Source organism: Streptomyces sp. NPDC030814 (genome assembly GCF_055572155.1).
In genome coordinates this window covers 141,341-155,613 of record NZ_JBVIDX010000013.1, presented here as the reverse complement: position 1 = coordinate 155,613, position 14,273 = coordinate 141,341, and the positions used below count along the sequence as shown (strand labels likewise).

The window sequence follows — 14,273 nt, the reverse complement described above, 5'->3', positions numbered from 1 at the left end:
TTCTGAGCGGTGACTCTGATTCACGTACATGAACGGCCGGTTGGCTGAAAACGATCAGCTCCGCGCGGCGTCCCTCGGTTCACCGCATCAACTCCCCGGCGTTGACCAACAGGGACTGACCGGTGATCGCCCGCGCCCGGTCGGAGGCCAGGAAGGCCACCGCGTCCGCGACATCCCCGTCCGTGGCCAGTTCGGGCAGCGCCATCCGCTCGGTGAGCCGCGCCAGCACCTCCGCCTCCGGGACCCCTTCGCCGTGCGCCGTGAACCGGACGTACGCCTCCACCGGCGGCCCCCACATCCAGCCCGGCAGCACGGTGTTGACCCGTATCCGATACGGCCCCAGCTCCCGGGCCAGCGAGTACATCGCACTCGTCAGCGCGCCCTTCGACGCCGCGTACGCCGCCTGCCGCACCTGTGAGGGCGCGGCGACCGACGACTGCGTCCCGATGATGACGACGGACCCGCCGCCCGCCTCCTTCAGGGCGGGCAGACAGGCCCGGGTCATCCGCAGCGTGCCCAGCAGGTTCACGTCGAGGACCGCCTGCCAGGTGGCGAAGTCGGCGTCCTCCAAACCCCCGAAGCAGCTGTCCCAGGCGGCCACGTGCACCACCGCGTCCACGCCCCCGAACCGCTCCCGCGCCAGCGCCGCGAGCGCCTCGCACTGCGCCTCGTCGGTGATGTCCGTCGCCCGGTAAGTCGTGTGCGCGCCGTCCGGGTCCAGCTCCGCCGCGGCCTTGGCGAGGTTCGCCTCGGTGCGCGCCCCCAGCACGGCGTTCCCGCCGTCCCGTACGACCGCGGCGGCCACCCGCTGGCCGAGTCCCGCACCGACGCCCGACACGACGACGGTCTTGCCGTTCAGCAGTGGCAGGGGCATCGCTACCTCCGGGGTCTGCGCTCCATCTGACGGAGCGTCAGAGTATGGGCGTCCGGTGGAGGAAGGAAGGGGGGTTTGCTGGGAAGGCCATTGATCGGGTTGCTCGGGGAGTTCGCTGACGAAGGCGCCTACACCAGGGTGCATCTGCGTGAGACCTGCAGCCCGCAGTTCTGTCAACACGCGTCGCGCGGTCATCTGTGCGATGCCGAACCCACTCTGGACCGGCCAGAACACCGGGCAACTGCGATCCGGGCGGGTAGGTCCCGTCCGCGATCCGCCCCTCAATGACTGCGTAGACCTGCTTCCAACCTGGCACGTCCGGTTCCCATTCCATGCCCTGGACGCTGAGGGCTGTCCCGTAATCCGCGGTGGATCAGCGCACGGCGTCGGATGCTGGGGGCACCTCCCAGGCCGTTCAGGCAGTGGGGGAGCATCGCAAGGCGGAGGGGCGTCCGCATACTGGATGTATGCGGGCGTTCCGACAACGCGGCGAGGTGCCGTAGCCGGCGTCGTGCGCCCGCCGGGGATTACGGGACAGCCCTTAGGTGGCCCATACGGGACAGCCCTTGGCCAGCTAGGCGCGCTTCGACGGAGACGGACGCCGGGTCGGCGTGGCGGAGCCGACCGCGTACGCACCCGGCGCGGCCACGCTCCCGCCCGGTGTCCCTCGGGTGGCCCCCCCGTGCCGCTGCCCGCGCAGCCGTACCGGCCGCGGCCCACGCGGCCGGTAGCGGATAGCGGATCGCCGTGATCCTGGTCGACGGCGACAACGGGGCACCGCCGCGCTCCTGTCCGAAGTGCGCGCCTACCGCCTTGCCGAAGTCCGCCAGTGCCAGCACATGACGCAGACGGCGGTGGCCGAGATTCTCGGCGTCCACCAGGGGCGTGTCTCGGCGATCGAAAAGGGTGTGCTCAGCCGCTCCGAGGTCGATACGCCTGCCGCCCACGTCGAAGCCCTCGGCGGAAAGCTCGAGCTCGTGGCCGACTTCGGCGACGAATCGCTTGTGCTGGGGTAAGGCTGTGGACTTGAAGATGTTCGTCCTGGCCCGAGAGCGAGGCGTACCTCGCGCTCAGGCGCGTAGAGGCGGCAGTTGAGGAGTAGGCGTGCCATGTCTGAGCCCCGGATGGTGAGGGAGCAGAAACTCGAACCCGAGGTGGATTTCTACGGGATGTGCCTACAGGACGCGGAGTCAGCTCAGGTTGCGTATCCAGGTGGCCGCGTCATGGGCGAGGGCCGTTTTCGTAACTGGCCACCCTGGGCGCGTCGATATCGAGAGTGCTGGTCATACTCACACGCCGACGATGACCGCTCAGGTGTGGGACGGTGAACCGCCCGTGGACACCAGTCGCGTGTGGGACCAGCGAGCCGACTCCACCGTGCGGTCCGCGACGGGAACCCTGGAGGTGTGGGCGGTGGCGTTCGGCCCGATCGAGGATGTGATCGAACTGGGGGCTTCCGACCGGGTCTGGCATGTGCGGGTCTACTGCTCCGGCCGAGATGAGGTGGCCCGCGTCATCGAGGAGGAAGGCATCGCCGAGGGCGTCGAGCGCTACCTCGTGCAGTTCTGGTCCCAGCAGACGTGAGAGTCGGCCCTGGGGGCTCGGGCCGCGTACTGCCTTGGGCCAACTAAGGGCGTCGATGGCCCTCACGTTCAGGGCCCGCGCATCGCCCCCGCATCCCCGGCCAGTTCTGTGAGCCGGGTGAACGCCCGTAAGTACATGTGGAGTTCGCTCGGCGCCATGACGGTCACCTTCGCGGCGAGCATCTCGTCCCGGGTGGCGTCTTCGTGTCTTCCCAGCCGCTGGCCATCCGGGTACCCACGGGCCGCAGGGCATGCGCTCCGGGCCGGTTTCACGTCCGCCGAGGCGACGGTGGTGGAGGCCCCGGAAGCCGGGTACATCGGCACGCTCATCGTCCAGGCCCACGCCTGACAGTGCACTTGCCCGTCGCCACGGCCTCGTCGGCGGAGCCGAGCAGCCGGTCGACGACCTCGGCGGCGAGGGCAGCGACACCCTGGCGGGTTACCGGTCGCTCCTGCACGGCCGCCGTCCGCACGTGGACGGGTACGGCTCGGAGCAAGCGGAGATCGCGGCGCTCGTCGATCGAGTCGAGGGCTGGATCGCGTCCGCGCTTGAGTCCAGGGCGGGTCGTGTGTGCCGGCCCGGGACGTCCGACGGCTCATCGCAGCTCATCCACGTACCGGTCCGTCCCGGCCACCGTCGGTATGAACGGTGCGACGAACTGCACTTCGCCCAGCCCCGAAGCCGCCACTGATGCGTCCAGGTTCGTGAAGTGCTCGCGCCAGGTGTCGCGGGGATCCTGCTGGAGGAACCACAGCAAGGTCAGTCGGGTCCCGACCCCCTCGACCTGTTTGACGTAGGTCATGCGGTCCAGGGGCAGGGGCGTGGGCGTGAAGACGGTCGCCATGGCTGCGGGCGAGCCAGCCAGCCGTTTCGGGAGATGGTCGTTTCGTAGCCAGGCGAGCAGTTCCTCACGTCTGGCGGGGGAGTCGCTGTCGATGACCTGGACGACGAGTCCGGCGTAGGGGTGGTCGAGGGCGTGGATGTCGCGAGGACCTTCGTCGCCGTCGCGGTAGACGGTCGTCGCGTGGTCCTGGAAGGCCGTGAAGACATGCGTACGGTCCTGGAAGACGCGGTGGTCGCGGTTGAGACGTTTGTTGATGCCGACGGTCCATCGCATGTGGTCGGCGTAGCGGCCGGCGGTCATCCAGTAGACGGATAGGTAGCACCCGGCCGTCACCGGCTGCGCGACGGCGGACTTCTCGGGGTAGCGCAGGAGCTGCAGGTCTCGCGTGGCTACCCAGCGGCGCCCCGAGTACATCCAGGGCATGGCCATCGCACCGGCGATGAAGTGGTCGTCTTCGTACCAGCGATTGTATTCGCGCTCCCGGCCGGGGTGCGGCTCAACCATGGTGATGAGCGCGTGCCCGAGGTCGGCTCCATAGGGGCCGACGCCGGCCAGCTCGGCGTACAGATGGCTGTGGGTCTCGCCGGCTTTCGTGGTGTCGTCTGTCATGGATCCGGTTTAGCTGACGGAACGTCAGATCTGGAAGGGGGGTGCCCGCTCAACTTCGCTTTGGTTTCAGCGATCACGCGCGCCAAGTGGGCAGGCGGGCCAGCGGCTCACGCCCTGCCGTGCACAGCAGCCCTCCGTGCTGACACCGGACTGGTGCGCACTCCTACGCGGGCGCGATGGCGATGCCCTGGATGTTCGCGGGCGGCCGCTGGGTCGCCTCCGGCGATCGGCAACTCTTGTGGAACTCCGAGAAGTCGGCACCACGAGGCGACCGTCTGCCGGGACGGCGCCGCCGTGCCCCGCGACGTCCACGCCCTCGACCACCCGTACGCGGCCTGGTGCTGGAGGTGGTGGAGGCCGAAGGGCCCGAACAGCGAGCGGAGTTGCTGGGGTGGCTGCGGGCCCCGGCAGCTGCCGAAGCGGCTCGCCGGGTCCCCCGCCGACCTCGTCACGGTCTTCCGGCCGACGCCGCTGCCCCTCGACCGCATGTCCTACGTCAAGCAGGTCGAGGGCGTCGACACCCGCCTCACGCTCCTGTGGTTCCTGGAGTCCGACCCACGCGACTGCTGGGAGGCACACTTCGCGGGCCTGGACGAGGAACCGGACGGATCGGGCCTCGGGCGGCTGGAGTTGCCGGCGCCGTTCATCCCGACCGTGCCCGGGACGGACCGGTACGTGGACCGGTTTGCGGTAGCCGAGGGGGGTGTCCGAGGGGGTGGCCGGGCGGGCGCGGAGCCGGCGGGCACGACGAGGGGCAAGGCCGAGCCCCCTCGGCCAGGACGGCGGGCCGGTCGAGAGGGCTCTGTCAGTTGGTGTGTCTGAAGTTGTCTTTCTGGTGAAGGTGAACCATGGTCACGCGAGGTCGAAGGCTCCCTTGTTGACCCCGGTGACGAACGCGTTCCACGAGTCGGCGACGAACGCCAGGGTCGGACCGTCGGAAACCTTGGAGTCACGCACGGAGAGTGCCGCGACGACAGGGGACTTGACCTCGACGCACGCGCCGTTGCCCGTGGAGTACGAGGACTTGACCCACGTGTCCGTGGCGCCTTGCTGAATTGCCATTTCTGCTCCGCTAGCCGGTTGATCGCTGAGTTGCTGTCGCCGAACTGTGGGAACGCGTCCGTGCCCGGACCCCACAGTTCGGTTTCCGCCAAGGTCATTGATTTCCTTGACGTGATCGACGCTACTCGCCAACATCCGCTCACGAAGCGACTATTCACTCGACAGAGTGGCATATTCCCCTTTGGTCTTCCCCTCAGGGATGCCAAGGTGTATCTTCCGTCCCTTTCAGCCCCGCAGGGGCTTCACCGGGGCCATGAAGGGCTACAACCGTGCATAGTCCTTCGCGATGTCCGCGATGAACTGGCGGGATTGATCCGCATTCAGCGCCTGCGCCCTCAAGTGCTCGTACATCACGCTGTACTTCTGGACGTCGGCGGGCTTCTCGAGATACAGATCGCTGGTGACGCCCTCGATGTAGACGACGCTGGAATCCGAGGCGTCCGGGAACTCCAGGATCGCGTACTGGCCGTTCAGGCCCGGATGCGCGCCCATGTGGAAGGGGATCACCTGGACGGTGACATGCGGGAGTTGGGACTGCTCGACCAGGTACTCCAACTGCTCGCGCATGAGGGAGCGGCGGCCGACCACCCGGCGCAGCGCGGCCTCGTCGAGGACGGTCCACAGCCGCAACGGGCTCTCCGGTGCGGAGATACGTTCCTGTCGCCTCATCCGTACCTGGACCCGCTTGTCGATGTCACCGGGCGTCGTCTCGGGCAGCGCGCCCGCGATGAGAGCCTCGGCGTACGGACGGGTCTGGAGCAGTCCGGGCACGACCTGCGGGTCGTACACACGCAGGCTGGCCGCGTCGGTCTCCAGGCCGATGTAGACGCTGTACGGGACATCGCCGAACGCGTGCCACCAGCCCTGCTGACGCGAGTCCTTGGCCATCTGCATCAACGAGTCGACGACCCGCTGGTCCTCGACCTCGTAGACCCCGCAGAGGTCGCGGACGTCGCGCTGGCTGATGCTGCGGCGGCCGTTCTCCAGACGGCTGATCTTCGACTGGGAGACCAGCAGCCGCTCGGCCACTTCCTCGGCGGTCATGCCCTTGAGCTCACGGAGCCGGCGCAGCTCCTGGCCCAACCGGCGTCGCCTGACGGTGGGATTGACATTGGACGCCACGGGACGTGCACCTCCGGCTGCGGGCCTCTACTTTGCGTATCTGCTGCTGAGCAGATTGCCACCAAGGCGCCGAGTACCGCTGGAAAACAACGGATATGCGCTGTGCGCGCACCGTTCCCGCCGAAGTTTTTCCGGCGTGAGGCGTTCTCCGCCGAAGGTGCGGCCGGCATCTGGGCATGCGGCCGCGCGGGGCGGCGAGGCCGTCTCGTACGGACCGGCCCGATCGGTCGACGGATCGACCGGCCGAGCATGTCCGTACGGCCTCGCACGCCCCGCGCGGTCCAGCGGCTCCCGAACCGGGTCTGCGGTCCCTCAAGGCGGTTCGGCCCGGCGCTGACGGTGCGAGTGGTACGACGGTGCGCACTGTGGTGCGGGTGGTGCGGTGGTTCGAGTCGTGCCGTGAACGGGTGGTGCGGCCGTGCGTGGTCGTGCGGTCTTGCGCGGTCATGCAGTCCTGCGTGGTCGTGCAGTCCTGCGTTGCACGGGCGGTGTCACGGGCCGCGGCTCTGGGCCCGGTGTCTCACCCGGTGTGGTGCGCCGGTGCGCTGGTGCTCCGACGCGGTGCGGATCGCGGTGCGGATCGCGGTGCGGATCGCGGTGCGTTGGTGGGTCAGTGCGCCACGACGCGTGCCATGGAGCCACGGCGCGGCTGCATCGGAACGCCGCGGGCGGGTTCCGGTGCGGGTGGCCTGGTGCCGGGTGCGGCCTGGCGGCCGGCCGGTGCCGGGCTGCGGCGAGGCTGAGCGGCCACGCCGTTCTGCACGTCCATGACGGCGTGGGCCACCAGGCCGCCCATGGGGTCGTGCCGGATGAGGTCCCTGAGCCGGGAGCGGGACGAACGTCCCTCGTTCCCCGGGTACAGGTGCTTGCCCAGGCCTACGGCGTGGGCGAGTGCGGCGAGCGCGGCCGTCCGCGGGTCCGGCGGTACGCCGGTGCGGATCGCGGAATCCAGCCGGGCCCTGATCTCCCGGCTGATGGCCGTGTCCGTCGCCTGGTACCGCGTCGTCGGCAGCACCCCGCACATCTGGCCCGCGACGGCGTGGACCATGCCGCAGCGCTCCAGGTGTGACAGGTAGGTCTGACGCAGCCCCAGCCGGGGCCCGCCGATCCAGTGCACCGCACGGACCGGAGCGCCACGCCTTCGCAGCAACTCCAACGCGCAGTCCAGTGTCGGATCTCCAGTCGGCCGTGGGGACACCACGGCGATACGATCCCCGTCTGGGGCTATCCGTCCGGCCAGCGCCAGCTCCACTAGCTGCGCTCCGGCCAGACCAAGGTCGAGCGACTGCGGCTGCGCAGTGGTACCCGTGGCCGGGTCCAATGCCAGCAGCAGAAGCTCCTCCGGAAGTGTTCTGCGGCTCCTGCCCATCCATGCCTCCCCGCGTGGATGAATGACAGGGTGACCCCTCTCACATTGGTCTGTCGAGGGTGCGTGACCGGAATGTAGTGGAACCGGTAGGTATGTCGTTCTCGTCTACCGCAGTGGTCAAGCCCGCACACAGGACACTGGTACATGGTTCGGACAGCGGCGCGGCGCGGCGGTGCGTGGGGTGGCTAGTGTCCGGGCGGTGGGTTTCACAGATCGGTAGGGCGCGCGTCCCGAGGGTGGGCGGCGCGCGGGAGGAGGCATCGGTGGCGGGCACGTCCCCCGACAGGTCGAAGCGGTACGAGTCGTCGACATCGTCGGCGTCGGGGAGCGAACCGCCGATCCCGGAGACCCCGGGTTCCGGGCCCTCCACTCCCTCCCAGGACCCACGCCTCTCCCTCTCCCGGCCGACCCCGCCGGACCCCGCCCCGAAGCCGGACCAGGCGACGGCGGTCTTCTCCCGCCGCGCACTGCTGGAGACGGCGGAGGGAGCGGATCGGCGGGCGGACGTCGACGCCGGCGGCGAGGCCGAGGCCGATGCCGATGCCGATGCCGAGGGTGTGCCGGCCGAGGACGCGGCGTCGGGTTCGGGGGCCGGGGGCGCCGAAGGGACTTCGGACGCCGCTGGGTCTGGTGACGCCGAGCAGAACGACGCCGACGCCGACGCCGACGCCGACGCCGGCGGCGAGGCCGATGCCGAGGTGAGCGCGGAGTCGGAGGACGGCGGTACCGACGACGCGGCCGAGGCGGAGACCGGGGAGGCGGATCGGCGCTCGTCGGGCGGCGCCACGCCCACCCTCGCCCTTGCGGCACGACTGCCCGCAGCGCGGGAGGCGGAGGACGCGAGCGGCGAGGCCGGTGCGGACGCGCCGCGCGCGGCGGAGCCGGAGGAGGCCGGGGCCGACCGGGGGACCGGTGGCCGCGAGGGTGCCGACGCCGAGACCGAGGGCGACTCGTCGTGTGACGGCGGGAGCGGTGTCACGGAGGGTGAGGGCTCTGGCTCCGAGTCCGCCGACGACACGGAGGCGGAGGGGGAGGCGGCTGCCGCTGACCGCGTGACTGATGCCGCGGGCCGCGAGGGTGCTGAGGCTGACACCGACTCGTCGCGTGACGGGGAGGGCGGTGCCGCGGAGAGCGCGGCCGACGCCGACTCTGACGCCGACGCCGACTCTGACGCCGATGCCGATGCCGATGCCGATGCCGATGCGGATGCGGATGCGGATGCCGACGCCGATGCCGGGACTCCGCGTGACCGCGAGCCTGAGGCCGGGGACGCGGACGCGCGTGACGCCGGTACTGACGAGGAGGAGAGCGACAAGGGCTCCGAGGGTGGCGGGAAGGCCGACTTCGGTACCCCGTCGCCCGGGGGCGACTGTGACGCGGCTGCCTCCGAGGCCGACTCCGGCACCCCGGTCCCCGAGGCGGACTCCGGTTCCCCCGGCTCCGGCACCCCCGCCAAGGGCGGTTCCGGGGTCTTCTTCTCCAAGGCCCGCGCCGGCGAAGCCGAGGCGGAGCCGCCCGTCGACCAGGCGACCGCCATCTTCCGCGCACCCCGGCCCCCCGCGGTGGACCAGCCCACGACCATGCTCAAGCTGGGCGCGGCGGCCACCAAGGCGACCGGCGACGACACCGACGACACCCCCGACAAGGCCGACGGGGACGGCAAGGGCGCCGAGGACGCCAAGGGCACCCCCGGCTCCGAGGGTGCCCCCAGCGAGCGGACCAGTAGGTTCGTGGCGCTCAAGCCGCTGGACGACACCGCCCCGCCCAAGCCGGCGCAGCCCTCCGCCCCGCCCGCCGAGGCCACCCGGACGATTCCCCAGGTGGGCCCGGAGCGGACGACGCAGCAGCCGTTGCCGCCGAAGCCTCCGCTGGACCTGCTGGCGGAGCTGACGAACACGCCGCCGCCCCCGCAGACCCCGCTCAGGACGGCCGTCCGCCGGGTCAAGATCTGGACCCCGCTGGTCATCCTGCTGGTGATCGTCTTTGCGGTCGTACAGAATTTCCGCCCGCTCCCCGCCCCGACGCTCGCCCTGACCGCGAAGGAGTCGTACGCCTTCAAGGGCGACAAGGTGACCCTGCCGTGGCCCGAGGAGGGCCAGGGCTGGATGGATGTCAACGGCATCGGCACCCTGGACAGCTTCGGCGAGCAGAAGCCCGTGGCCATCGGCTCCGTCGCCAAGGCGATGACCGCGTACGTCATCCTCAAGGAACACCCGATGAAGCCGGGCGCGAAGGGCGCGACCATCCCGGTCGACGCGAAGGCCGAGACCGAGGGCGGCTACGACAAGGACGGCGAGTCCACGCTCAACACCGTCAAGGAGGGCGACAAGCTCTCCCAGTACGACGCGATCGCGGCCATCATGATTCCGTCCGCGAACAACATCGCGCGGCTGCTCGCCCGGTGGGACAGCAATGGTTCCGAGGCGGAGTTCGTCAAGAAGATGAACGCCGCGGCCAAGGACCTCGGGATGAAGAACACGACGTACACCGACCCGTCGGGGCTGAAGGAGACGACCGTCTCCACCGCCGAGGACCAGGTCAAGCTCGGCAACGAGCTGGTGAAGATGAAGGCCCTGACGGACATCACCAAGCTGCCCGTCTGGTACGACCCCTCGGGCGCGAAGTGGGACAACTACAACCGTCTCGTCCCCTACAACAACGCCATCGGCATCAAGACCGGCTCCACCTCGGCCGCGGGCGGCAACCTGCTCTTCGCCGCCACCAAGGAGGTCGGCGGTGAGACGGCGATCGTCGTCGGCGCGGTCCTCGGCCAGCACACCCCGCCGATCATCGACACCGTCAACGCGGTCAGCAAGACGGCCATGCTCGCCGCCCAGGACGCCCTGACCTCCGAGACGATCCTGAAGAAGGGCGAGGTCGTCGGTTACGTCGACGACCAGCTCGGCGGGCAGACCCCCGTCGTCGCCACCGAGGACGTCTCGGCGGTCGGCTGGGCCGGCAAGACCGTCAAGCTGCGGCTGGAGCCCGCGGAAACCATCCCGCACCAGGCGAAGGCCGGCACGAAGGTCGGCTCGCTGACCGTGGGCGACGGCACCGGCAACGGCGTCGAGGTCCCGGTGGCCCTGCAGAAGGACCTCACGGAGCCCGGCTTCGTCCCCAAGCTCACCCGCGTGAGCTGACCGGCCCAACCGCACGCCCGCACACACGGAGGCGCCCCTCCCGACCATCGGCCGGGAGGGGCGCCTCATGTTCCTGCCCCGCCCTACTCCTCCCCGTCCTTCTCCGCCTCCTTCTCGCACTCCAGCGCCGTCTTTCGGGACGGCCCCCCGTACTGCGAGCTGATACGGACGTCACCGGCCTCGTGGACGGTGAGACGGGTGAACTCGGTGAGGTCGCCGTTCGACTCGCGGTCGGCGGTGAGGCAGCCGTTGTCGGCCCACAGCCAGGGGGAGTACGCGATGCGGACGGTGATCTCGCCCGGCCCGGGCACCCGGACGACGAGGTTGGCGCCGTCGGCACTGACCACGGACGCCGGTCTGTCGACCAGTGGCGTCGCGTGCTTCACCCGGTAGATCTTCCAGTTCGCGTCCTCCCAGACGCGCTCCAGATAGTCGGGCTCACTGGTGACCAGGGCGTGTTCCAGCTCGGCGGGGCCGTCCGGCTCGCCGTTGACGAGGACGACGAAACCGACCGCCCACCGCGACAGCCACGCCTTGTAGGCCCCGGGGGTGAACGCGCCCTCGGGCACCTCCGTGCCGCCGTGGCCCTCGTAGAAGAGGCGACCGCGCTCGACGTCGGCCTGCCGGTTCCAGCCGCGCGCCATGTTGATGTACGGGGCGAGGATCGCGGCCTCGCGGTGGTCGCGGGCCGGGACCACCTCGACGCGGGTCTTCCACGCGCCCAGCCGCCTCAGCTCGTTCACCACACCGTCGGTCTTGACGGCCCACTCGGGCACCTTGGTGTTGGTGACGATGTCGGCGGTCGTCTTGCCGGTCAGCCACGTCAGGGAGAGGACGAGGGCGACCACACCGGCCACCAGCCGCCGCCGGGGCGTGAACCAGGACAGCGGCAGCCGGGCGTCGCCCTCGCGGGCCTCGCCGCGGTACAGGGCGATGGCGAGCGCCGCCGCAGGGCCCGCCAGCTCCAGGAGCCGTTCGACGTTCGTGCCGATGGGGGTGGGGATCAGATAGCACAGGACCACGCCGAGGGCGTAGACCGCGGAGCCGAGGCGGAGCACCCGCCAGGCGCTCGGCGCGATCACCACGACCACCGCGCAGATCACCACCGGAGGCCATATCCGGCTGAACGCCATGGGCTGCTCGCCCTCGAAGGGGAACAGCAGCGTCGTCACGGCGACGACCGTCACCGGCGGCACGATCAGCGCCGCCGCCCGGCCCCACTCGCGGCACAGCAGATACGCGGCGCCCACCACGAGGAGGAAGAGCCCGGAGACGGGGCTCCCCATCGTGGACAGCGTCGCGCACACCGCCGCCACGGCCAGCCGCCGTCCGCCGCGCCCGCCCACCACCGCCAGCAGCGCCCCCATGGCGAACGCCGTGCCCAGCATGAACGTGGAGCGGCCCGACACCACCTGGCACCACAGGGAGAAGGTCGCGGCGAGGGCGACCGGAATCGGCTTGCGCACACCCGTCCGGGCGACGACCGCCCCGACGAGCCAGGAAGCGGTGAGTCCGGACGCCAGCGTCACGGCGACCACTCCGCACACCGCCATCAGATAGGGCGAGAGGACGCTGTAGTTCGCCGCGTGCAGCCCCCCGTACCAGAACAGGTTGACCGCCGAGTCCGGGTACGTCTTCGCGAACTCCGCCCACGCCACCTGGGCCGCCAGATCCCCGCCGCCGGTCGCGAAGACCGCCCACCACACGAAGTACAGCGGCAGGGCGCACAGAACGGCCGTCAGAGGCACTCGGTGGCGTACCCGCCACGGCTCACGCGTCGGCGACGGTTTGCCGGCGCGTGAGACGGGACGTCGTGGGGTCAGCTCGGCAAAGGCCACTGCGGCTCGTCCGTTCCGTTCGACTCGTGCGGGCGGGTGTTCGTCGTCTGTCGGGGTAGACGCTAGCCACCCGCTGACAGTTGGCCGACAGGACCTGTTCGGTCCGGTTCGGCCGTAGGGAAATCCCCTACAGCCGTACCGGTACTACATGGGTCAGGATGCGACCGGGAACGCCACGTCGCACACCGGGTCCTCCGGTCCCGCCGCGGCCCAGTCCGCGAAGTACACCTCACGGCAGGGGCCGACGATCTCCAGGCCACGCTCGGCGATCCAGCGCTCGACCGCCTCGAAGGCCGCGGCGATCTGCGGATGGGCCACCTGTGCCTTGGTGATCCGGGTGTACACGAGCCGTCCCGCCGGCTCCACGCGCACGTCCGTCGCCCAGGCCCGCCCGTGCTCCGCCGCCCAGCGGCGGGCCGCGTCCGGGTCGGCCACCGGCACACACGCCTCGGCGGGGCCGTCGCTCTCCAGGGACACCTCGGAGTGGTACGCGACGAACGGCACCCCCGTCGTCCCGCCGCAGGCCGCCGCGCCTTCCTCCAGCCGCCCGAGCGACGCCCCGATCCACGCCGGCAGCTCGTCGACCAGGATGTGCCGTGACTGGGTGAGCACGACCTGCGCGGCCGTGTCGACCGTCTCGACCACGAACGTTCCGTACATCTCCGGGTCCCTTCCCGTCAGCCGTCCACGGAGGTAGGAGACCAGGGCCCGCTGGGACGCGAACCGCTCCTCGACCCCGGCCCAGTACGCGGCGAGCCGGTCGGCGGCCGACGTGCCGTCCGCCCCGACGGCCTCCACGATCTCCGCGACACGGGCGAGAGGCATGTCGAGCTGCCGCAGCAGGGCGACGAGACGGGCGCGTTCGACCTGGTCGGACCGGTAGTACCGGTAGCCGGTCACCTCGTCGACGTACGCCGGGGCGAGCAGCCCCAGCCGGTCGTACAGCCGCAGCGCCTTCGCCGACAGTCGTGCGCGGGCGGCGAAGGCGCCGATGGTGAGCAGGTCGTCGGTGGCCACTGGGTCATCCTCCGTCACCGGGCGTCCGCGCCCGGCGAGAGGGACGGTGGTCCTTGACCCAAGGGGAAGGTCAAACGGGCGGCCGGGGGCCTCAACCGATGGTTTTCTCCACTGCGGCCACCAGCTCCGGTGCCTCCGGCTCGGTCTGCGGTGAGAAGCGGGCGACGACCGAGCCGTCACGGCCGATGAGGAACTTCTCGAAGTTCCAGCGGATGTCGCCGCTGTGGCCCTCGGCGTCCGCGTGCCCGACCAGCCGCTCGTACAGGGCGTGCCGGCCCTCGCCGTTGACCTCGACCTTCTCGGTCATCGGGAAGGTCACGCCGTACGTCGCCGAGCAGAACTCCGCGATCTCCTCGGCCGAGCCCGGCTCCTGCCCCAGGAACTGGTTGCAGGGCACGCCGAGCACGGTGAAGCCCTTTTCCGCGTAGCGGGCCTGGAGGGCTTCGAGGCCCGTGTACTGAGGGGTGAGACCGCACTTGGAGGCCACGTTCACGACGAGCACGGCCTGCCCGGCGTACTGCGCGAGGTCCGCGGACCCACCCGTGAGGGCGCCGATCTCGACGTCGAGGGGGGAGGTACCGGGGGTGTCTGTAGTCATAAACGGATGCTATCTCCGGAACGTTTCCCGCCTCGGCCGCCCCGGGCGGAATGGTGTGAGCGCCCGGCTGCCGGGCAGATCGCGTCAGCCCCTCGGCCGCCCGGGAGAGACCGTGTGAGCTCTCGGGTCGTCCGGGACAGTTCGGGTCAGCCCTCTTCCGGGCCGGCCCTTTCGGCCGCTCGGTCGTCAGCCCTGGGCCGTCTGGAACAGTCCGTG

Annotated in this window: 12 protein-coding genes and 1 pseudogene; 5 read left to right on the top strand and 8 right to left on the bottom strand. The window is 70.5% G+C overall.

Annotated features, from left to right (window positions below):
- Window positions 1–79: 79 nt before the first annotated feature.
- On the bottom strand, window positions 80–868 hold the full coding sequence (locus tag ACZ43N_RS26480; RefSeq protein ID WP_468100977.1) for an SDR family oxidoreductase: 789 nt from the start codon (window positions 866–868) through the stop codon (window positions 80–82).
- 803 nt (window positions 869–1,671) lie between these two features.
- Here ACZ43N_RS26480 and ACZ43N_RS26475 point away from each other — a divergent pair.
- The 3 genes from ACZ43N_RS26475 to ACZ43N_RS26465 all read left to right on the top strand — a co-directional run bounded on the left by ACZ43N_RS26475 (window position 1,672) and on the right by ACZ43N_RS26465 (window position 2,806).
- Complete coding sequence (locus ACZ43N_RS26475; protein WP_468100903.1) at window positions 1,672–1,890, top strand: XRE family transcriptional regulator; 219 nt, start codon at window positions 1,672–1,674, stop codon at window positions 1,888–1,890.
- 286 nt (window positions 1,891–2,176) lie between these two features.
- On the top strand, window positions 2,177–2,458 hold the full coding sequence (locus ACZ43N_RS26470; RefSeq protein ID WP_468100901.1) for a hypothetical protein: 282 nt from the start codon (window positions 2,177–2,179) through the stop codon (window positions 2,456–2,458).
- A 117-nt stretch (window positions 2,459–2,575) separates the two neighbouring features.
- Window positions 2,576–2,806 carry a hypothetical protein gene (locus tag ACZ43N_RS26465; protein WP_468100982.1) on the top strand — a complete coding sequence of 77 codons (231 nt, stop codon included), beginning with the start codon at window positions 2,576–2,578 and terminating at the stop codon, window positions 2,804–2,806.
- Between the two features lie 247 nt (window positions 2,807–3,053).
- On the opposite strand, the gene ACZ43N_RS26460 is transcribed toward ACZ43N_RS26465, so the two are convergent.
- Window positions 3,054–3,911: a hypothetical protein gene (locus ACZ43N_RS26460; RefSeq protein WP_468100900.1), complete on the bottom strand. Its 858-nt coding sequence runs from the start codon at window positions 3,909–3,911 to the stop codon at window positions 3,054–3,056.
- Between the two features lie 158 nt (window positions 3,912–4,069).
- Between ACZ43N_RS26460 and ACZ43N_RS26455 the strand changes: the two are divergent.
- Window positions 4,070–4,595, top strand: a pseudogene (locus ACZ43N_RS26455) (hypothetical protein); the annotation flags it as partial.
- Between the two features lie 168 nt (window positions 4,596–4,763).
- Here ACZ43N_RS26455 and ACZ43N_RS26450 read toward each other — a convergent pair.
- The 3 genes from ACZ43N_RS26450 to ACZ43N_RS26440 all read right to left on the bottom strand — a co-directional run bounded on the left by ACZ43N_RS26450 (window position 4,764) and on the right by ACZ43N_RS26440 (window position 7,464).
- Window positions 4,764–4,973: a DUF397 domain-containing protein gene (locus tag ACZ43N_RS26450; RefSeq protein WP_468100899.1), complete on the bottom strand. Its 210-nt coding sequence runs from the start codon at window positions 4,971–4,973 to the stop codon at window positions 4,764–4,766.
- A 261-nt stretch (window positions 4,974–5,234) separates the two neighbouring features.
- Window positions 5,235–6,095 (bottom strand): helix-turn-helix domain-containing protein, encoded by an 861-nt coding sequence (locus tag ACZ43N_RS26445; protein ID WP_468100897.1) that lies wholly within the window; start codon window positions 6,093–6,095, stop codon window positions 5,235–5,237.
- Between the two features lie 610 nt (window positions 6,096–6,705).
- Entirely contained in the window at window positions 6,706–7,464 is a 759-nt protein-coding gene (locus tag ACZ43N_RS26440) for a GOLPH3/VPS74 family protein (RefSeq protein ID WP_468100895.1), read from the bottom strand.
- A gap of 263 nt (window positions 7,465–7,727) precedes the next feature.
- On the opposite strand from ACZ43N_RS26440, the gene ACZ43N_RS26435 reads away from it, so the two are divergent.
- Entirely contained in the window at window positions 7,728–10,604 is a 2,877-nt protein-coding gene (locus tag ACZ43N_RS26435) for a D-alanyl-D-alanine carboxypeptidase (protein WP_468100894.1), read from the top strand.
- Between the two features lie 83 nt (window positions 10,605–10,687).
- Here the strand turns inward: ACZ43N_RS26435 and ACZ43N_RS26430 are convergent, their stop codons facing one another.
- From ACZ43N_RS26430 to ACZ43N_RS26420, 3 genes are all read right to left on the bottom strand, one after another.
- Window positions 10,688–12,352 (bottom strand): hypothetical protein, encoded by a 1,665-nt coding sequence (locus tag ACZ43N_RS26430; RefSeq protein ID WP_468100893.1) that lies wholly within the window; start codon window positions 12,350–12,352, stop codon window positions 10,688–10,690.
- Between the two features lie 243 nt (window positions 12,353–12,595).
- Window positions 12,596–13,477: a MerR family transcriptional regulator gene (locus ACZ43N_RS26425; RefSeq protein WP_468100891.1), complete on the bottom strand. Its 882-nt coding sequence runs from the start codon at window positions 13,475–13,477 to the stop codon at window positions 12,596–12,598.
- A 73-nt stretch (window positions 13,478–13,550) separates the two neighbouring features.
- Complete coding sequence (locus ACZ43N_RS26420; RefSeq protein ID WP_468100889.1) at window positions 13,551–14,057, bottom strand: glutathione peroxidase; 507 nt, start codon at window positions 14,055–14,057, stop codon at window positions 13,551–13,553.
- Between the last annotated feature and the right edge of the window lie 216 nt (window positions 14,058–14,273).